This is a genomic window from Ruegeria marisflavi, from assembly GCF_025673445.1.
Taxonomy (GTDB): Bacteria; Pseudomonadota; Alphaproteobacteria; order Rhodobacterales; family Rhodobacteraceae; genus Ruegeria_B; species Ruegeria_B marisflavi.
Genome location: NZ_JAOVQN010000005.1, coordinates 36,301 through 58,177 on the forward strand (window position 1 = coordinate 36,301; position 21,877 = coordinate 58,177).

Consider the following 21,877-nt stretch of genomic DNA (forward strand, 5'->3'; position numbering starts at 1 on the left):
CATTGTTCACAGGATCGCGACGCGCATGCGCCGCCCCGACCCGTCCCTCGCTGGCACCCTGCCAAGACCTGCAAGCCATGACAATATCCCGCTTGTCATGTGCCGCCACGACAGTTAGCCCGATGTCATGCAACTTCGATATCACACACCGCTTTCCGCGCAGGAACAACTGGCCCACGGCCTGACCGCCCCGCAACCGCTGGCGCTGGCCGACCGGGTGCGGTTCGCCGAGCTCGACATCCTCAACCACGTCAACAACAAGGCCTATGTCGAGTGGTTCGAAACCCTGCGCGTTGCCTATGTGAACAACTTCTGTCGGCCGTTCTTCGACGGGCCGGAACCCCGGATCGTGATCCGCAACGCCAACCTGCACTACGTCCGCGAAATGGTGCAGGACGAGGATTACATCGTCACCGCCCGCGTCACCGGCTTTCGCCAGTCCTCTTTCACAATGGAGCAGCAGCTCTGGTCCGGCGACCTGCGCGCCCGGCTTGAGGCGGTGATGGTGGCGATGATGCCCGACGGCTCGGGCAAATACCCCCTGCCCGCCCGCCTGACAGAACAGTTCATCCGCCGCGACGGGGCGCAACCGGGTTAGCGACCGCTCAGAGCGTTACAGGCGTGCACCATAGCCTGAAAAACTCCAACCGAAACTCGTTCATTAAATTCTGCCTAAAATAGCATCGATCATTGACCCTGTAACCATTGCGGGAAATTATTGGGTATTTCCGTTTAATATCAAACTCCGGGACACCCCAATGCCATCTTTCGAGTTCTCTTCGGTTTCCGACAATTCTCTTCTGCCCCTGGGCGAACGCATCATTCAGCACCGGGACCCGCTACCGGCTTATTACGGCACCAGCGCATATTTCGATATCACGCCGATCTTCGAAAACGGGTTTCGCTTTGGCAATTCGACCGAAACGTTCATCGCCGCCCACAAGGATGGCGGCGTATCATTCGATGGCTCAAGTGCATTTCTCGACAACGGCGCGCCGACCATCACGCCATTTTTCGAAAAGCTGGACTTCGAGGAAGGCCCAGGCCTCGACAATCTGGGTGTCTTTTTCGACCTGAACACCGAGCGAGATTCGGTTGTGGTGACCTGGCGGGGGGTCAGTCCCGAAAAGCGCGATGCCTCCCGCAGGTGTTCCAGCTGGAACTGATCGACCGGGGCGCGGGCGATGCCGAGATCATCTTTCGATACGAAAATATCCAGGATCCCCTCACGTTATTAACCGTATCATTCGAAATGGGCTTCATTTCCACGGATGACCTTTCCAATTTCGTCTGGTTCGGCGACTCGCAAGACGGGCAGGATCAACTCGATGACCGCCCCGGGAACACCGGGGTCGACGGCGTCTGGCAATTCGGTCTGGTGGACGGTGCCCTGGTCCAAGACGACCGGTTGCGCGTGACCCAGACGGGCACCGAGGAGAACGACCATCTGTCCCTGCAAAGCCAGGGCGGACGCCTTCTGGGGCTTGCTGGCGATGACGTCTTGAATGGCGCCATCAGTTCCGCTCCGGCGACCCTCGGGGCCATCCTGAACGGCGGCGACGGCAATGACCAGATCGGCCATGGCAACGCTGCCGATACGGTGTTTGGCGGCGCTGGAGACGACCAGGTCGTGTCGCACGAAGGAGCGTATTGGCCAGAGATCAACTTCGCCGACTATATTCACGGGATGGATGGCAATGACACGCTCAGCGGCGGCTTTGGCGGTGATACCGTCGCTGGCGGCGCCGGCGATGACGTGATCTCGGGCGGCATGGACGATGATTTCCTGTTCGGCGGCGAGGGCAACGATTTCCTCTATGGCGGCCGGGGTCGCGACAATGTCTGGGCGGTGCTGGCGCCGACCGCTTCTTCGCAGCGTCTCCCGGCCACAGCACAACTGTCCTGCACGATTACAACGCGGACGAAGGCGATGCCCTCCTCCTCGACGGCGAGATGTTCAGCCGCGACGACATCGACATCCTCACCACCTACCGCACCGGCAGCGACGGCACCCGGGTTCTGGTCGAACTGGCTGTCGAATATGCCGGGCCCGGCGCTACCCCGGGCCAAAAATGGGTCGAATTCGCCAATGCCGAGCAGATCGACCGCATCGTCATCGAATTCCCGTCCGATGCCTCGGGCCGCGATAGCCTGACGATCGAGGTCTGAGACGCTCTGAACGCGGGCGAGGGCGTCAGCCGCCCGCGTTCCTGTGCACAAAATCGACCAGCGCCGCGGTCGAGCCGTCCTTGCCCTCGGAGCTTTCGCTCCCATCCACGATGGGGCCCAGCGAGGTGGCCAGTTCCTTGCCCAGTTCCACCCCCCACTGGTCGAACGTGTTGATGCCCATGATCACCCCTTCGACAAAGACCCGGTGTTCGTAAAGCGCGATGATCGCGCCCAGAACTCCGGGCGTCAGTTTCGGATAGACCAGCGTGGTGGACGGGCGGTTGCCCTCGAACACCCGGTGCCGCGCCTGCCGTTCCAGTTCGGCACCCTCAAACCCCTTGTCCGACACGATCCGGCGCGCCGCCTCCAGTGGACGGCCGCGCATCAGCGCCTCGGATTGCGCCAGGCAATTGGCCACCAGCAGCCGGTGATGATGCGCCAGCTCGGGCTCATGCCCGCGCGCCGCCAGCATGAATTCGCAGGGCACAACCTGTTTGCCCTGATGGATCAGCTGGTAAAACGCGTGCTGCCCATTGGTGCCCGGCTCGCCCCAGACAATAGGCCCCGCCGCTTGCGCCAATGGCGTGCCATCCATCGCCACTGACTTGCCGTTGGATTCCATTTCCAGCTGCTGGAAATAGGCCGGCAGCCGCGCCAGTCGTTGGTCATAAGGCAACACCGCCCGGCTGGGATAACCGCAGACCTGATGATGCCAAATCCCCACCAGCGCCAGCATCACCGGCATGTTCTGGGTCCAGGGCGCGGTCCGGAAATGCCGGTCCATCTCCTGCCCGCCGCGCAGGAAGGCGTCGAAATCCTCGGGCCCCACCGCCAGCATCAGGCTCAGCCCGATCGGCCCCCACATCGAGTAGCGCCCGCCGACCCAATCGGCGAAGCCAAAGACATGGCCTGCCGGTATGCCAAATTCGGCGGTCCGGTCCTCGGCCGTCGACACGGCCGCAAACTGCCGCGCCGGATCGCCACCGCCCGCCACCATCCAGTCGCGCGCCGTGCGCGCATTGGTCATCGTCTCGATGGTCGTGAATGTCTTCGAGGCGACAATCACCAGCGTTCGCGCCGGATCGAGCCCGCGCAAAGTGTCGGCAACATGCGCCCCGTCGACGTTCGACACGAAATGGCAGCGCGGCCCGTCGTGATAGGGCGCCAGCGCCAGCACCGCCATCGCCGGTCCCAGGTCCGAGCCGCCGATGCCGATATTGACCACATCGGTATAACCGCCGCCCGCGCCCGCGATCCGGCCCGACCGCACCGCGCCCGCAAACTCGCGCATCCGGTCCAGCGTCGCCCGCACCTCGGGCATCACATCGGCACCGTCCACCCGCACCGGTTTACCGTCGAGGTTGCGCAGCGCGGTGTGCAGCACCGCGCGCCCCTCGGTCTCGTTGATCGGGGCGCCAGAAAACATCGCGTCGCGACGCGCGGCCAGCCCGGCCCGGTCGCACAGCGCCACCAGCGCAGCGCACACCTCCGCGTCCACTTGCGTCTTGGAGTAATCCAGCAGCATCTCGCCCGCGCGGACCGAGAACCCCGCCGCGCGGTCAGGATCGCCTGCAAAAAGGTCAACAATCCGGCGCCCGCCCAGACCGGCGTGCAATGCGTTCAAATCGTCAAACATGAAAATTACCTATTCAGCCCAATGTATTGTTATTCCGTCCAGAACCGCCGTAATCGGCGCCTCCTCGGGTGGCATCGAAATCGCCCGCTCCAGCGCCGCGCGCTTGGCCTCGCCATAGATGATCAGATGTTTCGACAAGGCCCCGTCCAGAACCGGCCCGGTCAGCGTGATCCGTGCCTCTGGCTGGGTCTGGGGCCGCGCCACCGCCAATGCGGGCGCATCGCCATCCAGCGCCGCCTCCAGCCCCGGCATGCCCGGGAACAGCGAGGCGGTGTGCATATCCGCCCCCATGCCCAGCACCAGAACCGAGATCGGCAGGTTCGGCACCAGGGTCGCCTCGATCTCGGCCAGGCAATCCTCGGGCTCGGCCCCTTCGACATAGAGCGGCAGGAACCGCGCCGCGCTGGCCCGGTTCACCAACAACCGCTCACCGATCAGCCGCGCGTTCGAACGCAAGTCCGTCTGCGGCACACAGCGTTCGTCGGTCGGCAGCACGATCACCCGGTGCCAGTCCACATCCGCCGCGCACAGGCTGTCGTATACCGGCCCCGGCGTGGTGCCGCCCGGCACCGCCATCGTCACCGTCTCATGGGTCAGCAGCGCCGCTTCCAGCTCACCGGCCAGGTGATTGGCAAGGTCGATGGCCAGCATCTCGCGATCAGGATAGTCGAGTATGTTCATGGATTTATCCCCTGCCAGCGGCGACCGTCACGTTTCATCAGCAGCTCGGCGTCGCCCGGCCCGGTACTGCCACACTCATAGGGTTTGGGCACATCGCCCCGCGCCTGCCATCCGGCGATGATCGGATCGGTCCAGGCCCAGGCGGCCTCGACCTCGTCACCACGCATGAACAGGGTCTGGTTGCCCCTGATCACATCCATGATCAAGCGTTCATAGGCGTCGGGCGGGTTCTGGTTCTCCGGCCCCAGCGCCTCGGCAAAGCTCATGTCCAGCGGCACATCGACCAGCCGCATGCCGCCCGGCCCCGGCTCCTTGATCGTCACCTTCAGCGTGATCCCCTCGTTCGGCTGCAACCGGATCGACAGCACATTGGCATGACGACCCGCCTCCTCGCCAAAGATCGAATGCGGCGCGTCCTTGAACATCACGTTGATGACCGAGGACCGCGCCACCAGCCGCTTGCCGGTGCGCAGGTAAAACGGCGTGCCCGCCCACCGCCAGTTGCTGATATGCGCCCTCAGCGCCATATAGGTTTCCGTCGTCGTCCGCGGATCGCCCACCTCGGCGCGATAGCCACAGCCCTCGCCATCGGCATATTGTCCGCGCACGATATGGTGCGGCTTGACCGCGTCCAGCGCCCGGATCACCTTCAGCTTTTCGTCGCGCACCGCGTCCGGGTCGAACTTCGCCGGCGGCTCCATCGCGATCAGGCACAAGAGCTGCATCAGGTGGTTCTGCATCATGTCCCGCATCGCGCCGGCATTATCGTAATAGGCGCCCCGCGCCCCCACGCCCACGCTTTCGGCCACGGTGATCTGGATATGGTCCACGTACTGGCTGTTCCACAGCGGCTCGAACAGCATGTTGCCGAACCGCACCGCCATCAGGTTCTGCACCGTTTCCTTGCCCAGGTAATGGTCGATGCGATAGATCTGGTCCTCGCGGAAATGCGCCGCCAGCACCCGGTTCAGCGCCCGCGCACTCTCCAGGTCATGGCCAAAGGGTTTCTCGACCACGATGCGCGCCTCGGGTGTCACCAGCCCATGCGCGTGCAATCGCTCCGCCAGCGCCCCGAACAGGTCGGGGCTGACCGAGAAATAGAACGCCCGCACACCCTGCCCCATGCCAATGCCCAGCCCGTCCCAGCCCTCGGACCGGGTGGCGTCCAGCGACCGGTATTCCAGCCGCCGCAAGAACCCTTCCAAATGACAGGGATCGGCCCCCTCGCCGCGCAGGCTCTCGGCGATCAGTGCCCGGTAAGATTCGGCGTCGTGCCCGTGCCGCGCCACCCCGATGATCCGCGCGCCGTCGGGGATCTGCCCCGCCGCACAGCGCCGGAACAGCGCAGGCATGATCTTGCGCCGGGCAAGATCGCCCGTGCCGCCAAAAACCACCAGGTCGAACGGGTCGACAGGAATGACGCGCGATACCATGGCCCGTCCTTACCGCCCCGCCGCCGCCCTGTCTACTGTTAGCGCAAACATTATCTTGCTCTCCCTGCATCACAAACCCGTCAAAGTCATTGTACCGACTTTATCTTTTCCTGCGGCTTGGGCTAGATGAAAAGCGGCACCGCAAGCAGGCAGGCAAGATGAAAGATCAGGCGTACCAGACCGCCAACATAGGCAAGTTTCAGGACAGATTCGTGACAGCCAAGGGCGAGAACCGCGCCAGCGTGGCCCTGTCGCACCCGGAAACGCTGTGGTTCAATACCGGAACGCTGTGCAATATCGAATGCGCCAACTGCTATATCCTGTCCAGCCCGACGAACGACGCGCTGGTCTATATCACCGCCGACGAGGTACGCGGCTATCTCGACCAGATCACCGACCGTGGCTGGCCGGTGCGCGAGATCGGCTTCACCGGCGGCGAGCCTTTCATGAACTCCCAGATCCTCGACATGGCCCGCGCCGCTTTGGAGCGCGGCTACGAGGTGCTGATCCTCACCAATGCGATGCGCCCGATGATGCGCAAAAAGATGCGCGAAGGCGTGCGCGCGCTTGCCGCCGAATACGGCGACCGACTCACCCTGCGGGTCTCGGTCGACCATCACACCGCCGCCCTGCACGATGCCGAACGCGGCGCGACCAGTTTCGAACGCACCTTGCAAGGCATGCGTTTCCTGCGCGATGCCGGGGTCCGGATGACGGTCGCCGGGCGCACCGTCTGGAGCGAGAGCGAGGCCGAGGCGCGCGCCGGATATGCTGCGCTCTATCGTGAAAACAGCTTCAATATTGACGCGCAAGACCCTGGTCAGACCGTTCTTTTCCCGGAAATGGATGAAACCGTCGAGGTCCCCGAAATCACCACAGCCTGCTGGGACATTCTGGGCAAGCATCCCGATCAGGTGATGTGCGCCAGCTCGCGCATGGTGGTCAAGCGCAAGGGCGCCGCGCGCCCTGTTGTCCTGGCCTGCACCCTCTTGCCCTATGCGCCCGAGTTCGAGATGGGCGAAACGCTGGAACAGGCCGAGGCGGACGTGCATCTCAATCACCCCCATTGCGCCAAGTTCTGCGTGCTGGGCGGGGCAAGCTGCTCGGCCTGATCAGGCGCGCGATTTTTGCGCGAAAATGTGGCAAACTGCGCACGCATGCCGCGCATTTCCGGCCTGCGACTGCAGTATTGCGCGGTCATCCATCTGTTTTCAGGGATGATTTTCATGGACCACGCAGTCTTTTACTCCAATATCCGCCGCTCGATCTTCGGCGGCAGCCTGTCGCAAAGCGCGGTGGACAACATCAACGCCATTCTCGCCTTTTGGGATCAGGTCCATGCCGGCAATCCGTTGGGCCAACTGGCCTATATCCTGGCCACGGTCCGCGCCGAGGTGGGGCTGAAAATGGCCCCGGTGCGCGAGACCTTCGCCAACTCCGATTCCCAGGCCCGCGCGCGTCTGGCGCATAAACCCTATGCCCAGTCGGTACCGCCGCATGGCCATGCCTATTACGGGCGCGGCTATGTGCAGCTGACATGGCACCGCAACTATGAACGGCAAGAGGCGAAACTCGGCGTGCCTCTGGTGGCAGAGCCCGACCTCGCGCTCAGGGCCGAGGTCGCGATCCGGGTTCTGGTCGGCGGCATGATGGCGGGCGACTTCAATGGCCACGGCCACGGCCTGCCGCATTACGTCAACGCGACCCACCAGGGTTTTGTCGAGGCGCGGCGCACCGTCAACGTGCTGGACCGCGCCCACGAGATCGCCGACTACGCCACCCGCTTTCTCGACGAGCTGGAGCGAGCGTTCGAGGCCGAGACGATCCCGACCGAAAGCCCGACGCTCGACGGCGACTTGCCCCCGCTGCGTCCATCGCCCGAACATCTGGCCGCGCAATACGAGCTGATCGAACGCGACCCGCATTGAGCGCACCCGCCGCAATGGCACCCGGATACGGCCCGTCCGGGTCGATTGTCGGTGTACAAAACGGTCAATTGCCACTCTAGACCCGGTACAAAACGGTCAATTCAGTGTAACCGGAACTCTCCCACCACGTTGCGCCATTCCCCCGGAGAGATCATCTTTCGATGGGTAAACCGCACCGAATGCAGCGGCCCGTCGATCTCGCGCTGCCAGAATTCGATGAAACCGAACAGTTTCGGATGATCTGGTGCAAGGTCGTAATCCTGCCAGACAAAGGTATTCAGCACATGGATATGGTCCGGCATGTGATAAAAGAATTCCGCCGTCGTCAGCCCATATCCCTTCAGCATCAGCTCGGTTTCTGTTGCGCCCATTTTGAACCTCCAGTTGCCCTCGGTTCATTCAGGATGCCTGATTCTAATAAAAAATCCATAAAAACAGTATGTTGGCACTTTGATACCGTGGCTGCCAGCCTAATTTCGCTCCATGCATTGCACCTTATGTACGGGGTCTGTTAAGATGCGCCCACAATATATAGAACCTGCACAAGAAACGGGCAGTTTACGTGAGCGATACGCCAGAAACCCCTGAAAACGAAGACGAAAAACCGCGAGCGCGCAGCGCCTATGTGGGGCCGACCGTCTCCATCGAATCCGAGATGCGCACATCGTATCTCGATTATGCGATGTCGGTCATCGTCAGCCGTGCCATTCCCGATCTGCGCGACGGGTTGAAACCGGTGCACCGGCGCATCCTCTATGCGATGCATGAAACCGGCAACACCCACGACAAATCCTATCGCAAATCGGCCCGTCCCGTCGGCGACGTCATGGGTAAGTACCACCCCCACGGCGACAGCGCGATCTACGACGCCCTCGTCCGAATGGCCCAGGATTTCTCGATGTCCCTTCCGCTCCTCGACGGCCAGGGCAACTTCGGCTCGATGGACGGCGACAACCCCGCCGCCATGCGCTACACCGAGGTTCGGATGGACAAGCCGGCCGCCTTCATGCTGGCGGATATCGAGAAAGAAACCGTTGATTTTCAAGACAATTACGACGGCAAGGATCGTGAGCCCACGGTTCTTCCGGCGCGGTTTCCGAACATGCTGGTCAATGGCGCGGGCGGCATCGCCGTTGGCATGGCGACCAATATCCCACCCCATAACCTGGGCGAAGTGATCAATGCCACGCTGGCGCTAATCGACGATCCGGACCTGACCAGCGAACAGCTGATTGACTATGTGCCCGGCCCCGATTTCCCCACCGGCGGTGTCATGCTGGGCCGCTCAGGTGCACGCAAGGCTTATCTGGAAGGGCGCGGCAGCGTCATCATCCGCGCCAAGACGCGCGTCGAGGAACTGCGCAAGGACCGCTACGCCATCATCGTCGACGAGATCCCCTATCAGGTGAACAAGGCCACAATGATCGAAAAGATCGCCGAGGCGGTGCGCGAGAAACGCATCGAAGGCGTCGCCCATGTGCAGGATGAAAGCGACCGCAACGGCGTGCGCGTGGTGGTCGAACTGAAACGCGACGCGACTCCCGAGGTGGTGCTGAACCAGCTTTATCGCTTTTCGCCGATGCAGACCTCGTTCGGCTGCAACATGCTGGCGCTGAACGGCGGTCGTCCCGAGCAGCTGACGCTGAGGCGTTTTCTCACGAGTTTCATAGACTTCCGCGAAGAAGTTGTTGCGCGTCGCACCGCCTATGACCTGCGCAAGGCGCGCGAGCGCAGCCATGTCCTGTGCGGCCTGGCGGTAGCCGTTTCCAACGTGGACGAAGTGGTCGCAACCATCCGCGCCTCGGCCGATGCTGCGGACGCGCGCGAGAAACTGATGACCCGCCGTTGGCCCGCCGCCGAGATCGCCGGTTACCTGCGGCTGATCGACGATCCGTTGTCGCGGATGAACGAGGACGGCACCTATAACCTGACCGAGGTACAGGCCCGCGCCATCCTTGACCTGCGCTTGCAGCGCCTGACCCAGCTGGGCGTCAAGGAAGTCACCGACGAGCTGGAAGTTCTGGCCGGCAAGATCAAGGAATACCTTGAGATTCTGGGGTCCCGCGAGCGTATCATGGGCATCATCGCCGATGAGCTGCGCGAAGTGAAAGACGCTTTTGCCGTGCCCCGCCGCACCGAGATCGTCGACTGGGCCGGTGATCTGGACGACGAGGACCTGATCGAGCGCGAGGACATGGTGGTGACCGTGACTTCGGGCGGCTACATCAAGCGCACCCCGCTGGCCGATTTCCGCGCCCAGAAACGCGGCGGCAAGGGGCTGAGCGGCATGCAGACCAAGGAAGAGGACGTGGTCACCACCCTCTTTGTGGCCAACACGCATACCCAGCTTCTGTTCTTTACCACCGACGGCATGGTCTACAAGCTCAAGACCTGGCGCCTGCCGCAGTCGGGGCGTACCGGCAAGGGCAAGGCCATCGTCAACATCCTGCCGATCCCGACCGGGGTTTCGATTGCCGCGATCATGCCGGTGGATGTAGACGAGGAACATTGGGACGACCTGCAAATCTTCTTCGCCACAAGTGCTGGAGATGTGCGTCGTAACGCTTTGAGCGACTTCACAAATGTGAAACGGAACGGCAAGATCGCCATGAAGCTGCCCGAGGGCGTGGAACTGGTGAACGCGCGCATCTGTTCCGAAGATGACGATGTCATGCTGGTAACCGATGCCGGCCGCGCCATCCGCTTTCCGACCACCGAGGTGCGGGTGTTCAAGGGCCGCGATTCCACCGGGGTGCGCGGTGTGCGCCTGCTGAGCGGCGACAAGGTGGTGTCGATGTCTGTTATCCGTCATTTCGACGCCGAACCCTGGGAGCGCGCCGAGTTCATCAAGCGGTTCCGCACCATACTGGGCGCCGAAATGGACGACGACACAACGGAGTCCGACGAGGATGCGGTCGAAGGCGAAGGCGTGCTGACCGACGAGCGCTATCAGGAGATGCTGGACGCGCAGGACCTGATCCTGACCATCACGGTCAGCGGTCTGGGCAAGCTGTCTTCCTCGCATGACTATCCGGTGCGTGGGCGCGGTGGCCAGGGGGTCAAGGCGATCTCGGCAGGTCCGCGCGGTGGCACGCTGGCGGCCTCGTTCCCGGTCCTGATGGACGACCAGATCATGCTGGCCACCTCGGGCGGCCAGTCGATCCGGGTTCCGGTTGACGGGATCTCGTTCCGCTCGCGCAGCGCAGGCGGCGTGCGGGTGTTCAACACCGCTCAGGGCGAACAGGTGGTCAGCGTCGCCCGGATTGCGGAACAAAATGACGAGGACGAAGACGGCGACGAGTGACAAGGCCGGAACAGTCGGAAAAAGGCGCGGGACACCGCGCCTTTTCTTTTGCCCTTAACCTGTTGGCAATTGCTGTTGCGGCAATCTGGCCCGAACGGTCACAGGGGACGGTCCGGCCATGAACCTTTATCACTGCGCGATAGATCTGAAACACGAGGCAAAGGCACTTGCCTTTGCCGCCGCCGTCGATCACTGGATGGGATATCTGCGGACGCGCGGAGTGATCCGTTCCTGGCGTCTGATGCGGCGCAAGCTGAACCTGGCCGCCGACAGCTGCCGCGATTTTCTGCTGGAGATCGAGTTTGACGACATGACTCAGCTGGACCGCGCCTTTCGGGTGCTGGGCGAGCATGACGAAGAGGTCGAGCGGCTTTACGGCGCGGTCAGCGCCTTGATCGCACGATCTGAATTCGGCCTCTACCGCCCCTTCCCCGATCCCGAGCGAGCCGAGCGCATGGCGCTGCTTTAGAAAAGCACCGCCCAAAGAACATAAAGTGCCATGAAGATCACGATCAGGGATCCGATCGTGTAGAACGTCGCCCGGACATCGTGGGTCTGCTTTGTGGCATAGGCCAGTGCATGGGCAACCCTTGCGGCAACGAAACCGTACATCAGGCATTGGGCCAGCCAGAGCGGCGGCGAAACGATGACCATGAGAAAACCCGCCATCCAGAACCCTGGAATGTTTTCCAGATCGTTCCGATGCATCCGCCGGGATCGGTCGACATAATCATCGGTATCGAGTTGTTGCGGACGCGGGTTAGGGTTCAGCGGTGTCTTGCGCAGGTCCTCGGGGCTGACAAATCCGCCATCCACACGCATCATGCGATAGACGGTCATCCAGCCCTGCCCCATGAGCTTGAGCACCAAAAGTGACGAGGCGATGGCATAGGTCACAAAGACCGGGTTGCTCAGGTTGATTCCGTCCATGGGCGTGTCCCTCCGATCGGAACAGCATAGCACGAAATGACACGGCCACCGTCGTCCCGGCGGCCGCCCGATGATTTGTTGGGTCAAAGCCCGTAGAGCGCGCCGAACTTCGCTTCGAGATAGTCGAGCAGCGGCTCGGGACCGGGTTCCATTCCACTGGCCCGTGCGATGACTTCGCGCGGCTCATACAAACCGCCATGGCGCTGGACGTTTTCCGCCAGCCAGCCGGTGGCACCCGAGGTATCGCCCAGGGCCAGTTGATCCTCCAAATCCGGCACCGCTTGCCGCAGCGCCTGGTAAAGGCAGCCGGCATAGACATTGCCCAGGCTGTAGGTCGGGAAATACCCGAACAGCCCCTCGGACCAGTGCACATCCTGAAGGCACCCGTTCGATGGCTTGTCGATCGGATAGCCGAAATCGGCCTCGAACCGGTCATTCCAGGCGGCTTCCAGATCGCACACAGCCAGATCGCCCGACATCAGCGCGCGCTCCAGTTCGAACCGCAGCATGACATGCAGGTTGTATTGCACCTCGTCCGCCTCGGTCCGGATGTATCCCCGATGCACGGTGTTTACGGTGGCAAAAAAGGCATCCGGCCCCTCGATGCCGAAATCGCCGAAGGCCTCGCGCATCTGGCCATACATCCAGCCGGTAAAGGCACGGCTGCGACCCAACTGGTTCTCGTAGATCCGGCTCTGGCTTTCGTGCACCCCCATTGAGACGCCCCGCCCCAGCGGGGTCAGCAGGAAATCCCTGCTGATATTCTGCTCATAGGCGGCATGACCGACCTCGTGAATGGTGGAATAGAGGCAGTTGAACGGGTCAAGCGGATTGGTGCGCGTTGTGATGCGCACGTCCATTCCTGAACCGGAACTGAATGGATGCACCGCCTTGTCCACGCGCCCGTGCTGCATGTCATAGCCAAAGGCCCGGGCAAGTTGGCGGCTCAGCTTCATTTGCCCGGACTCGTCGAAACTGCCCTCCAGCGCCTTTGGGGCCGGACGGTCCAGAACCGCCGCGCGCAAGTCCACCAATCGCGGCCGCATCGCATCGAAAATCGCCGCAATTTGCGCCCCGGTGGTTGCGCGCTCGTAATCCTCGACCAGCGCGTCATAGGGGTCGCCGTCGTCGGCCAGCGCCTGGGCCTCTTGCCGACGCAGCGCAACCACCTCCTCAAGCACGGGCAGAAAGGCCGCCACGTCCTCATCTGCACGGGCCTGCGCCCAGATGCCATGCGCGCGCGTGGTGGTCCGGGCAAGCGCCCGGGCCAGATCGGCAGGCACCTTGGTCGCCCGGTCATAGGCGCGCCGGATCTCGCGCAGCTGAGCCGCGCCGATGGGATCAGGGGCCTCGGCAGCCGCCAGCCATTCCGCCACCCGCGGATCGCAGCGGCGGGCATGAAGGATCGCGGCCATGGCCGCCTTTTCCTCGCCCCGTTGCAGTGCCGCGCCTTTCGGCATCATGGTTTCCTGATCCCAGCCCAGCCGCCCGGCCACCTGTCCCAGGGCCGAGGTTTCGCGCTGAAAGGTCATCAGATCGTCAAATGCGGTCATGGCTCTGGTCATCCCCTGACAGAGGTGGCAATCGGATAGGCACAGAGGAACCGCGCCCGCAGGATCAGGACAAATACCGCAACCGCCATTAGCTGGTGCACGATGGCGATATGAAGCGGCGCGGCATTCAGAACTGTCACGATCCCCAGCACCACTTGCAACAACAGCGCCGCAAATGCCGCGTTAAAGGCAAACCGCGTTTGCGCATGCGCGCTGCGGCGCCCCCGGAGCCAGGCCATGATGCCATAAGCCAGCAACAGATAGCCCGCCATCCGGTGAATGAACTGCACCAAACCCGGGCTTTCGAAGAAGTTGCGCCAAAGTGGCGTCAGCTCGGTGGCGTCCGGCGGAAAGAATTGCCCCGCCATCAGCGGCCAGTCGACAAAGTTCCGACCCGCGTCGATGCCCGCCACCAGCGCGCCGATCAGGATTTGCAGAAACGCAAAATGCATCCAGCCAGTCGCCAGGCCAAACAGCCTTGTTTCCTTGGCGCGGCGGGCCTGCATCAGATCCCGCTCGCTGCGCCCCAGGGCCATCATGTACCAGGCCAGAAGCCCCAGGATCACAAAGGCCAGCCCCAGATGTGTTGCTAACCTGTAGGAGGCGACGGACGTCATCTCCTCTCCCTGTGTGACCCCGGAACTGACCATCCACCAGCCAATCGCGCCCTGGATCCCGCCCAGAGCCCCCGGCAGCAAAAGGCGCCCGTGCCATCCGGCCGGTATTTTCCGGGCGATCAGGAAGCCCGCATATCCCAGTGCCCAGACCAGCCCGATCACGCGGCCCAGCTGGCGATGCCCCCATTCCCACCAATAAATCGACTTGAAGTCGCCCAGCTCCATCCACTGGTTTTGCAGGCGCCATTGATCGATCTGCTTGTACTTGTCGAATTCCGCCTGCCATTCGGACTCGGACATCGGGGGCAGCGCCCCGGTGACAGGCCGCCATTCGGTGATCGACAGACCGCTGTCGGTCAGCCGGGTCAACCCGCCCACCACGATCATCGCCACCACCAGCGCGAAGAGAACCATCAGCCAGGCGCGGATGGCGCCGCGCGCGCCGCCCCGGCCCCGGTCGATCATGCCGGGCTGCGCCGCCGTCTTGCGGGTGTCGCCGGATACCTCTTCAAAGATGCTGCGCTTGCCGCTCATGCCATCCTCATTTTCTCGTCTTGCCGCCTGCAAGCTAGGGTGCGCGCGCGACAAGGTCCAGCGCCCCGCTCAGCCGCGATCCTTCCAACGGACCATCTGCCGCATGATCCCATGCAGCATCTGGACATCGGCGCGCGTCATGCGCATCCGGCTCCAGAGGTTACGCAGGTTCTGCTTCATGCCTTCGGCCTTGGTTTCCGGAAAGAAGAACCCGGCCTCGGTCAGCCGTTCCTCGTAGTGTTCGGCAAGTTTCTCGATCTCCAACCCTGTCGCCCAATCGCCCTTGGGCCCGGGGTCGTCAGACACATGCATGACATCGCCGGTCTGTCGCATCCACTCATAGGCCACAAGCAGCACACATTGCCCAAGGTTGAGAGAGGCATATTCAGGATTCACCGGCACCGTGATGATCGCATTGGCGCGCGCGATATCCTCGTTTTCCAAGCCCGCGCGCTCCGGCCCGAACAGCACGGCCACCTTTTCCCCTGCGGCCACCTTCTCGGCGGCAAGCTGCATCGCGCGCTCGGGGCTGAACACCGGCTTGGTCATTTCGCGCGTCCGCGCGGTGGTGGCAAAGACGTAAGTTCTATCTGCCAGCGCCCCCGGCAAATCGCTGTACAGCTGCGCCTCGTCCAACAGCCGTCCGGCCCCCGACGACATCGCCACTGCCCGGCTGTTGGGCCAGCCGTCGCGCGGATCGACGATCCGCATCCGGTCCAGCCCGAAATTCCACATCGCCCGCGCCGCCGCGCCGATATTCTCACCCATCTGGGGCCGTACCAGCACGATTTCGGGTTGGGCCTTGTCGCTTGGCATGTCTTTCCTCCAAAACTCCGCCCCGCTCTATCGCCCGAGGCCGGCCTGGGCAAGACCGCAGGCCCCGCCTCTTCATTTCGCCAAAAATACTCAGGCCTACCGCAACGGCGCAGCGTTCCCTTTCCCGATATTCCCATTCCTCGTCCGATCGGCTAAACCGGCCGAAACCCAGACCAGAGGCACCGCCATGGACACCCCCGAGCAGCCGCAGCTTTACCTGATCACACCGCCGAGCCTCGATCTCGAGAGTTTTCCCGACCAACTCGCGCGCGTCCTCGACAGCGCCGAAATCGCCTGTATCCGCCTTGCGCTCGCCACCCGCGACGAGGACATGATCGGCCGGGCGGCGGATGCCTGCCGCGAAGTGGCCCATGCGCGCGACGTGGCGCTGGTGATCTCGGATCATGTTCTGATGGCGCAGCGCTTTGGCCTTGATGGCGTGCATCTGTCGGACGCGGCCCGTTCGGTCCGCGCCGCCCGCAAGGAACTTGGCCCCGATGCCATCGTCGGCAGCTTTTGCGGAACCTCGCGTCACGACGGCATTTCCGCTGGCGAGGCGGGCGCGGATTACGTCGCCTTCGGCCCCGTCGGCACACATGCGCTGGGAGACGGCAAGATCGCCGATCAGGACCTGTTCCAGTGGTGGTCCGAGATGATCGAGGTTCCCGTGGTCGCCGAAGGCGGGCTGACGGCGGAACTGGTCGCGGCCCTGGCCCCCCGGACCGATTTCTTTGGCATCGGAGAAGAAATCTGGTCGGCTGAAGATCCGGTTTCAGCCCTTGCTGCGCTCACCTCGGCGCTGCGCTAGGCCAGAAAAGCGCGTTCCACAAACCAATATCCGCCCACAAGCGCGATCACGATCGAGGCCGGAATAGCGATCCGGCCCCGATACCACGGCTTTTTCCGGAACCAAACGCCCACCGCCAGAAAAGCCAGGGCAATCACGGTAAGCTGACCCAGTTCCACGCCGATGTTGAAGCCCAACAACGCCGGAAGGAATTGCCCCGCTGGCAACCCGAACTCGCCAAGAACGCTCGCAAAGCCAAGTCCGTGCAGCAAGCCGAAACAGAACACGATGATCGGCCGCCAGGGGTGCAGTTTGCGTACGAACACGTTTTCCAGGGCGACAAAGGTGATCGAGGCCGCGATCAGCGGCTCGACGATCGCCGGGTCAACCCTCACCAGACCCGAGGCCCCCAGCGCAAGGGTGACCGTATGGGCCAGGGTAAACGCGCTGATCTGCCAGACCAGCGGACGCAGGCGCGACGACAGAAAATAGAGGCCCAGCACAAAGAGAATGTGATCCAACCCTTTGGGCAGGATGTGATCGAACCCGACCGGAATGTATGACACGAAGGTTTCCATCGGACCCAGCGCCGCACCGCCCTTGAGCGGAATGGGCGGGCTCGTTTCGCCGCCCCTGAGATAGCCGGTATAGGGCTTTTCGACCCCCTGTTGCCGCAGGACCAGCGCGCCGGCGCCAGCGGGCCAGGTCACTGTCAGGCTGCCCGCGCGCTCTGGCAACTCACCCGCCAGCAGGATCACCGAGGCGCGCGGCAGGTCCGGGTTGCTTACCACCGGAATGCGGGCACCTTCGTAGCTCAGCTTCAACGGCGCGCCAGCCTCAATTTTCACAGTGTCGAGCCAGCCCAGGACAAACTGACGAACCAGCGGCTCCAGCCGCGATGCATCCATGTTGCGCAACTGGTCGTAGCGGTCCGATGCAGCCGACTCGTTGGTATCAACCAGATCGTCCAGATCGATTTCGGCGACGAATGCCTCGACATTCATGCGCAGCTCGAGAAAGACTTGCCCGTTCTCCTGACGCAAATCCCCAACCGTCGGCGTCACCTCATGCGCTGTTGCCGAACAGACCCAAAAGCTTGACAGCACCAACAGATGGGTCAGCTTAATGAACAGTCTTGCCAAGGTCCGGCCCATGTTTCGCGCACTCGCTTTGATATTCGGCATGTTTGTCACCGCCTGTCCCGGCGCTGCTCATGAGTTTTGGATTGAACCCCATGAATATCAAGTGGAAAGCGGAAATGACCTTGTTGCGGACCTGCTGGTTGGGCAGACGTTCGAAGGGGCGCCGCAGGTGTTCTTCCCCGATCGTGCCACGCGCTCCGAACTGATGCTGAATGGCCAGATCATTCCATATGACGGTCGGATGGGGGATGTTCCCGCCATTCAGGTGGCTGAGCCCGGGGACGGATTGCTGGTCCTGTTGCATGAAACCCGCGCAACCACGCTGAAATACAAGGCATGGGAGGATTTCGCCGCCTTTGCCGCGCACAAGGATTTCCCCGATATCGAGGCGCGCCATGCCGAACGTGGCCTGCCGCCCAAAGATTTCTTTGAAAGCTATACCCGCCATGCAAAAGCGCTGGTTGGTGTCGGTGACGCAGAGGGGGCAGACCAGGAAACCGGGATGGAGACCGAGTTCGTGGCGCTTGCCAACCCCTATTCCGATGACCTGTCACAGGGAATGCGGGTGCGACTCCTTTACCAGGGGAACGTCAGGGCTGACGCGCAGGTCGAAGTGTTCGACCGGGCGCCGGACAAGACGGTAACGGTTTCGCTTTACCGTACGGATGCGTTCGGCGAAGCCCTCATTCCGGTTCTGCCGGGCCATACCTATCTGTTCGACGCGGTGGTTCTGCGGCCCGCGCCCGAAGGCGGGCGGCCGGTCTGGCAGAGCCTTTGGGCCGCATTGACCTTTGCCGTGCCGGGTCAGTGACACGGGCTTGGCCCTTGTGATCGACGTTCACTTTTTGCACCCTGCCCATGGTTTCGGACCACGTATTGAACACAGATCATCGCGAACAGGAGATTTTTCTTGCCCGGCAAATTCGTCATCCACCACATCCCGGTTTGTCCATTCTCTCAGCGTATCGAAATACTTCTGGCCCTGCGCGGTCAGGGTGACGCGGTCGAGTTCCGGGTGGTAGACATCACCCGCCCCCGCGACCCAGACCTGCTGGCCAAAACCCGTGGAACAACCGCCTTGCCGGTGCTCGAAACGCCGGATGGCAAGATCATAAAGGAAAGCCTGGTCATCTTGCGATATCTCGACGAGATTCTGCCCGACGGACCGTTGCGGCGTCGCGACCCAGGGGAACACGCCACCGAATCCATGCTGATCGCAAAGGAAGACCCCTTTGTCACAGCCGGTTACCTGTTTGTCCTGAACCAGGACCTCTCCAAACGCGACGCGCATCGCGACCGGTTGCTTGCGCTCTATCGCGGCCTCAACGATTTCCTGGTCGAACACAACCCGGACGGAACATGGCTATTTGACGCGTTTGGTCTGGCCGAGGCGGTTTATACACCGATCTTCAAACGGTTCTGGTTTCTGGACTATTACGAGGATTTCGAACTCCCCACCGGCCCCGACTATGATCGTGTGCGCCATTGGCGCGCGGCCTGCATGGCGCATCCCGCCACCGATCAGGTCAGCGAAGAAGAGATCGTGAAACTCTACTACGATTACTCCCTTGGTGCAGGCAACGGCGCGCTGATCGATGGGCGCAAAGTGTCCAGTTTCGTGTTCGAGCCGGATTGGCGAACCCGCCCCTGGCCACCACGCGCGAAATACGATGGAACCGCCTCGGACGTGGCACTTGGCCTTGTTTCGAACTAAGCGCTCATTGCACAACCCCGCTTGCACTGGACAGTGCCCTGCGGCATGAGGGCGGAATGACGCAAAACTCGGATATCCTCTGCATCGGTTCGGTCCTTTGGGACGTGATCGGACGTTCGGCCAGTCACATGCGCCAGGGTTCGGACGTACCCGGCCGGATCACGCGCCTGCCGGGCGGCGTGGCGATGAACATCGCCATGACGCTGGCCCGCTTTGGAATGACCCCGACTCTGCTCACCGCCATCGGCCGCGATGCCGAGGGCGACGAGCTGATCCGCGCCTGCGCCCAGATGGGGATGCGGACCGAACATGTCTATCGGTCCGAGGACCTGCCAACCGACCGCTATATGGCGGTCGAGGGGGCCAACGGTTTGATCGCCGCAATCGCTGACGCCCACTCGCTAGAGGCCGCAGGCGCCAAGATCCTGCGCGCCCTGTTCAACGGCAAGCTTGGCAGCGAACAGTCACCCTATGACGGCCCCGTGGCGCTCGACGGTAATCTGACGTTGGCGCTTCTGGACCAGATCGCGCAATCGCCCGCCTTTGCCCGGGCCGATCTGCGGGTGGCGCCCGCCTCGCCGGGCAAGGCCGAGCGCCTGTTGCCCTTTGTCCGGCAGGGCCGCGCGACGCTTTACGTCAATCTCGAAGAGGCTGGCCTGCTCTGCCAGACCGAGTTTTCCGATTCCGCCAGCGCGACGCATGCCCTGCTGGAGCGTGGCGCGCAGCGGATTCTCGTCACCGATGGTGGCCGCTCGGCCTCCGAAGGGGATGCTGAACGGGTGATCACCCAGACCCCGCCCGCCGTTCTGGTCACCCGGGTGACCGGCGCGGGCGACACCTTCATGGCGGCCCATATCGCGGCCGAGGCCAAGGGCGCCGACCGCGAGACCGCCCTTGCCCGCGCGCTGCATGCCGCCGCCACATATGTTTCAGGAGAAACCCCGCTGTGATCGACCTGCGCCTTTCCGCTGAAGTTCATGCCGCCCGGGTTGCAGGGAAACCCGTTGTGGCTTTGGAAAGTACCATCATCACCCACGGGATGCCCTATCCCCAGAACGTCGAAACAGCACGCCTGGTCGAACAGGACATTCGCGACGCAGGCGCCGTGCCTGCCACGATCGCGGTGATCGAGGGGCACTTGCATGTCGGTCTCGACCCCGAACGCCTCACCGCCCTGGGTCAGGCCAAAGGCGTCGCCAAACTGTCGCGCGCCGATATGGCGGCCTGCATGGCAACCGGCGGCACCGGTGCAACCACGGTTGCCGCCACCATGATCGCCGCACGCCATGCCGGGATAGAGGTCTTTGCCACCGGCGGCATCGGCGGCGTCCACAAGGGTGCCGAGCAGAGCTTTGACATCTCTGCCGACCTGCACGAACTGGCCCAGACCCCCGTCACCGTTGTCGCGGCGGGCGCCAAGGCCATCCTTGATCTGCCCAAGACGCTCGAGGTTCTCGAAACCCTCGGCGTACCGGTCATTGCATATGGGCAGGACAGTTTTCCCGCCTTCTGGTCGTCGACCTCGGATCTGCCCGCGCCCCTGCGGATGGATGACGCGGCCTCCATTGCGCTGGCCCATGCCATGCGGCGGGCTCTGGGGTTGCCGGGTGGCCAACTTGTCGCAAACCCCATTCCTGCGGCCGACCAGATCGCCGCCGAGGAACTGGCTCCGATCATCGCCCATGCGCAGGCCCAAGCCGACGCGCAAGATGTTTCCGGCAAGGCCGTTACCCCATTCCTGCTGCAAGCCATCTTCGAAGCAACCGCAGGCCGGTCATTGACAGCAAACATCGCGCTTGTGCGCAACAATGCGCGCCTGGCGGCGGCAATCGCCCAGGAACTTGGGGCCCTCGGACGCTAGCATCCACTCCCCGGTCGCGGACCATTGCAGGTGGGGTTTGGAATGACTACCTTCCGTGCCAACACCAGCCGGGACCATCATGAACACACCATTCGACGAAACACCCCACCCTGCGAAACGTAGCCGGTTTGCCGGTCTGCGCGCCTCCTTTCTGACGGGTATCGTGGTTATTGCGCCTGTCGGGCTGACGATCTGGCTGTTCTGGTCGCTTGTTGGCTGGGTGGACAGCTTTGTTTTGCCTCTGGTGCCGCATCAGTTTCGGCCTGAGCAGTACATCGGCATCAACCTGCGTGGTGTCGGTGTCATCTTCTTTTTCGTATTCACCGTTCTGGTCGGCTGGATTGCCAAGGGGATCATCGGACGTTCACTGATCCATTACGCGGAACGACTGGTGAACCGGATGCCGGTTGTGCGATCGGTCTATAGCGGCATCAAGCAAATATCTGAAACGGTCTTTGCCCAGACCGAGCGCAGCTTTGAACAGGCCTGCCTGATCCAGTACCCGCGCCGGGGTATCTGGGCCATCGGGTTCGTGTCCACAACCGCCAAGGGGGAGATCGCCGACAAGGCCGAAACTTCGGGTCGGCTGATGAGTGTCTTTGTCCCCACGACACCCAACCCGACATCGGGTTTTCTGCTCTATTTCCCCGAAGAGGATGTGACGATCCTGGACATGACGGTCGAGGACGCGGCGAAACTGGTAATTTCCGCCGGGCTGGTCTATCCCAACGAAAAAGACCCCAGCCGCCCGCCTGAAAAGGACTGAGTCGGC

At 62.7% G+C, this 21,877-nt stretch carries 22 protein-coding genes and 1 pseudogene; 14 read left to right on the forward strand and 9 right to left on the reverse strand.

The annotated features are described in order from the left end of the window. The first annotated feature begins 127 nt into the window (after window positions 1–127). From OEZ49_RS06810 to OEZ49_RS06825, 4 genes and pseudogenes are all read left to right on the forward strand, one after another. On the forward strand, window positions 128–598 hold the full coding sequence (locus OEZ49_RS06810; RefSeq protein ID WP_263387601.1) for an acyl-CoA thioesterase: 471 nt from the start codon (window positions 128–130) through the stop codon (window positions 596–598). Window positions 599–758: 160 nt separating this feature from the next. Further along, window positions 759–1,166, forward strand: a complete 408-nt coding sequence (locus tag OEZ49_RS06815; protein WP_263387602.1) for a hypothetical protein — start codon at window positions 759–761, stop codon at window positions 1,164–1,166. A 521-nt stretch (window positions 1,167–1,687) separates the two neighbouring features. After that, window positions 1,688–1,810, forward strand: a pseudogene (locus OEZ49_RS23025) (calcium-binding protein); the annotation flags it as partial. A gap of 143 nt (window positions 1,811–1,953) precedes the next feature. Then, window positions 1,954–2,169, forward strand: a complete 216-nt coding sequence (locus OEZ49_RS06825) for a hypothetical protein (protein WP_263387604.1) — start codon at window positions 1,954–1,956, stop codon at window positions 2,167–2,169. Window positions 2,170–2,194: 25 nt separating this feature from the next. Here the strand turns inward: OEZ49_RS06825 and pgi are convergent, their stop codons facing one another. The 3 genes from pgi to zwf are packed head-to-tail and all read right to left on the reverse strand — an operon-like array spanning window position 2,195 to window position 5,919. Then, on the reverse strand, window positions 2,195–3,805 hold the full coding sequence (gene pgi, locus OEZ49_RS06830) for a glucose-6-phosphate isomerase (protein ID WP_263387605.1): 1,611 nt from the start codon (window positions 3,803–3,805) through the stop codon (window positions 2,195–2,197). A gap of 9 nt (window positions 3,806–3,814) precedes the next feature. After that, window positions 3,815–4,486 carry a 6-phosphogluconolactonase gene (gene pgl / locus OEZ49_RS06835; protein WP_263387606.1) on the reverse strand — a complete coding sequence of 224 codons (672 nt, stop codon included), beginning with the start codon at window positions 4,484–4,486 and terminating at the stop codon, window positions 3,815–3,817. Further along, window positions 4,483–5,919: a glucose-6-phosphate dehydrogenase gene (gene zwf, locus OEZ49_RS06840; protein WP_263387607.1), complete on the reverse strand. Its 1,437-nt coding sequence runs from the start codon at window positions 5,917–5,919 to the stop codon at window positions 4,483–4,485. The genes pgl and zwf overlap by 4 nt, the downstream gene beginning before the upstream one ends. A gap of 158 nt (window positions 5,920–6,077) precedes the next feature. Between zwf and OEZ49_RS06845 the strand changes: the two genes are divergently transcribed. Beyond that, window positions 6,078–7,031, forward strand: a complete 954-nt coding sequence (locus tag OEZ49_RS06845) for a radical SAM protein (RefSeq protein WP_263387608.1) — start codon at window positions 6,078–6,080, stop codon at window positions 7,029–7,031. A gap of 114 nt (window positions 7,032–7,145) precedes the next feature. Then, the gene (locus tag OEZ49_RS06850; protein ID WP_263387609.1) at window positions 7,146–7,847 is read left to right on the forward strand and encodes a glycoside hydrolase family 19 protein; all 702 of its coding nucleotides are present in this window, start codon (window positions 7,146–7,148) and stop codon (window positions 7,845–7,847) included. Between the two features lie 101 nt (window positions 7,848–7,948). On the opposite strand, the gene OEZ49_RS06855 is transcribed toward OEZ49_RS06850, so the two are convergent. Next, window positions 7,949–8,218 (reverse strand): usg protein, encoded by a 270-nt coding sequence (locus OEZ49_RS06855; protein WP_164126653.1) that lies wholly within the window; start codon window positions 8,216–8,218, stop codon window positions 7,949–7,951. A gap of 191 nt (window positions 8,219–8,409) precedes the next feature. Between OEZ49_RS06855 and gyrA the strand changes: the two genes are divergently transcribed. Together gyrA and OEZ49_RS06865 are read left to right on the forward strand one after the other, a co-directional pair. Further along, complete coding sequence (gene gyrA, locus OEZ49_RS06860) at window positions 8,410–11,151, forward strand: DNA gyrase subunit A (protein ID WP_263387610.1); 2,742 nt, start codon at window positions 8,410–8,412, stop codon at window positions 11,149–11,151. Between the two features lie 118 nt (window positions 11,152–11,269). Then, the gene (locus OEZ49_RS06865; RefSeq protein WP_263387611.1) at window positions 11,270–11,620 is read left to right on the forward strand and encodes a DUF6614 family protein; all 351 of its coding nucleotides are present in this window, start codon (window positions 11,270–11,272) and stop codon (window positions 11,618–11,620) included. On the opposite strand, the gene OEZ49_RS06870 is transcribed toward OEZ49_RS06865, so the two are convergent. From OEZ49_RS06870 to OEZ49_RS06885, 4 genes are all read right to left on the reverse strand, one after another. Further along, entirely contained in the window at window positions 11,617–12,081 is a 465-nt protein-coding gene (locus OEZ49_RS06870; RefSeq protein WP_263387612.1) for an MAPEG family protein, read from the reverse strand. The genes OEZ49_RS06865 and OEZ49_RS06870 overlap by 4 nt on opposite strands. A gap of 83 nt (window positions 12,082–12,164) precedes the next feature. Then, on the reverse strand, window positions 12,165–13,634 hold the full coding sequence (locus tag OEZ49_RS06875) for a carboxypeptidase M32 (protein WP_263387613.1): 1,470 nt from the start codon (window positions 13,632–13,634) through the stop codon (window positions 12,165–12,167). Window positions 13,635–13,642: 8 nt separating this feature from the next. Then, on the reverse strand, window positions 13,643–14,785 hold the full coding sequence (ctaA, locus tag OEZ49_RS06880; protein WP_263387614.1) for a heme A synthase: 1,143 nt from the start codon (window positions 14,783–14,785) through the stop codon (window positions 13,643–13,645). 69 nt (window positions 14,786–14,854) lie between these two features. Beyond that, a complete protein-coding gene (locus OEZ49_RS06885; protein ID WP_263387615.1) occupies window positions 14,855–15,601 on the reverse strand; it encodes an RNA methyltransferase in 747 nt (248 codons plus the stop codon). Between the two features lie 187 nt (window positions 15,602–15,788). On the opposite strand from OEZ49_RS06885, the gene OEZ49_RS06890 reads away from it, so the two are divergent. After that, window positions 15,789–16,409, forward strand: coding sequence for a thiamine phosphate synthase (locus OEZ49_RS06890; RefSeq protein WP_263387616.1), 621 nt, complete (start codon window positions 15,789–15,791; stop codon window positions 16,407–16,409). Here OEZ49_RS06890 and OEZ49_RS06895 read toward each other — a convergent pair. Beyond that, entirely contained in the window at window positions 16,406–17,572 is a 1,167-nt protein-coding gene (locus tag OEZ49_RS06895; RefSeq protein WP_263387617.1) for a HupE/UreJ family protein, read from the reverse strand. The two genes, OEZ49_RS06890 and OEZ49_RS06895, sit on opposite strands and share 4 nt — an antisense overlap. Between OEZ49_RS06895 and OEZ49_RS06900 the strand changes: the two genes are divergently transcribed. The 5 genes from OEZ49_RS06900 to OEZ49_RS06920 all read left to right on the forward strand — a co-directional run bounded on the left by OEZ49_RS06900 (window position 17,571) and on the right by OEZ49_RS06920 (window position 21,871). Then, the gene (locus tag OEZ49_RS06900) at window positions 17,571–18,341 is read left to right on the forward strand and encodes a DUF4198 domain-containing protein (protein WP_263387729.1); all 771 of its coding nucleotides are present in this window, start codon (window positions 17,571–17,573) and stop codon (window positions 18,339–18,341) included. The two genes, OEZ49_RS06895 and OEZ49_RS06900, sit on opposite strands and share 2 nt — an antisense overlap. Window positions 18,342–18,440: 99 nt before the next feature. Then, window positions 18,441–19,244: a glutathione S-transferase family protein gene (locus tag OEZ49_RS06905; protein ID WP_263387618.1), complete on the forward strand. Its 804-nt coding sequence runs from the start codon at window positions 18,441–18,443 to the stop codon at window positions 19,242–19,244. 56 nt (window positions 19,245–19,300) lie between these two features. Beyond that, a complete protein-coding gene (locus OEZ49_RS06910; protein ID WP_263387619.1) occupies window positions 19,301–20,194 on the forward strand; it encodes a PfkB family carbohydrate kinase in 894 nt (297 codons plus the stop codon). Continuing rightward, complete coding sequence (locus OEZ49_RS06915) at window positions 20,191–21,105, forward strand: pseudouridine-5'-phosphate glycosidase (RefSeq protein WP_263387620.1); 915 nt, start codon at window positions 20,191–20,193, stop codon at window positions 21,103–21,105. Before OEZ49_RS06910 ends, OEZ49_RS06915 begins: the two co-directional genes overlap by 4 nt. A gap of 79 nt (window positions 21,106–21,184) precedes the next feature. After that, window positions 21,185–21,871 (forward strand): DUF502 domain-containing protein, encoded by a 687-nt coding sequence (locus OEZ49_RS06920; protein ID WP_263387621.1) that lies wholly within the window; start codon window positions 21,185–21,187, stop codon window positions 21,869–21,871. Window positions 21,872–21,877 lie beyond the last annotated feature (6 nt).

Bases quoted from the DNA above. Each gene is read 5' to 3' on its own strand.
- OEZ49_RS06810 (WP_263387601.1), top strand. From the start codon at position 128: ATGCAACTTCGATATCACACACCGCTTTCCGCGCAGGAACAACTGGCC.
- OEZ49_RS06815 (WP_263387602.1), top strand. From the start codon at position 759: ATGCCATCTTTCGAGTTCTCTTCGGTTTCCGACAATTCTCTTCTGCCC.
- OEZ49_RS06825 (WP_263387604.1), top strand. From the start codon at position 1,954: ATGTTCAGCCGCGACGACATCGACATCCTCACCACCTACCGCACCGGC.
- pgi (WP_263387605.1), bottom strand. From the start codon at position 3,805: ATGTTTGACGATTTGAACGCATTGCACGCCGGTCTGGGCGGGCGCCGG.
- pgl (WP_263387606.1), bottom strand. From the start codon at position 4,486: ATGAACATACTCGACTATCCTGATCGCGAGATGCTGGCCATCGACCTT.
- zwf (WP_263387607.1), bottom strand. From the start codon at position 5,919: ATGGTATCGCGCGTCATTCCTGTCGACCCGTTCGACCTGGTGGTTTTT.
- OEZ49_RS06845 (WP_263387608.1), top strand. From the start codon at position 6,078: ATGAAAGATCAGGCGTACCAGACCGCCAACATAGGCAAGTTTCAGGAC.
- OEZ49_RS06850 (WP_263387609.1), top strand. From the start codon at position 7,146: ATGGACCACGCAGTCTTTTACTCCAATATCCGCCGCTCGATCTTCGGC.
- OEZ49_RS06855 (WP_164126653.1), bottom strand. From the start codon at position 8,218: ATGGGCGCAACAGAAACCGAGCTGATGCTGAAGGGATATGGGCTGACG.
- OEZ49_RS06865 (WP_263387611.1), top strand. From the start codon at position 11,270: ATGAACCTTTATCACTGCGCGATAGATCTGAAACACGAGGCAAAGGCA.
- OEZ49_RS06870 (WP_263387612.1), bottom strand. From the start codon at position 12,081: ATGGACGGAATCAACCTGAGCAACCCGGTCTTTGTGACCTATGCCATC.
- OEZ49_RS06875 (WP_263387613.1), bottom strand. From the start codon at position 13,634: ATGACCGCATTTGACGATCTGATGACCTTTCAGCGCGAAACCTCGGCC.
- ctaA (WP_263387614.1), bottom strand. From the start codon at position 14,785: ATGAGCGGCAAGCGCAGCATCTTTGAAGAGGTATCCGGCGACACCCGC.
- OEZ49_RS06885 (WP_263387615.1), bottom strand. From the start codon at position 15,601: ATGCCAAGCGACAAGGCCCAACCCGAAATCGTGCTGGTACGGCCCCAG.
- OEZ49_RS06890 (WP_263387616.1), top strand. From the start codon at position 15,789: ATGGACACCCCCGAGCAGCCGCAGCTTTACCTGATCACACCGCCGAGC.
- OEZ49_RS06900 (WP_263387729.1), top strand. From the start codon at position 17,571: ATGTTTGTCACCGCCTGTCCCGGCGCTGCTCATGAGTTTTGGATTGAA.
- OEZ49_RS06895 (WP_263387617.1), bottom strand. From the start codon at position 17,572: ATGCCGAATATCAAAGCGAGTGCGCGAAACATGGGCCGGACCTTGGCA.
- OEZ49_RS06910 (WP_263387619.1), top strand. From the start codon at position 19,301: ATGACGCAAAACTCGGATATCCTCTGCATCGGTTCGGTCCTTTGGGAC.
- OEZ49_RS06920 (WP_263387621.1), top strand. From the start codon at position 21,185: ATGAACACACCATTCGACGAAACACCCCACCCTGCGAAACGTAGCCGG.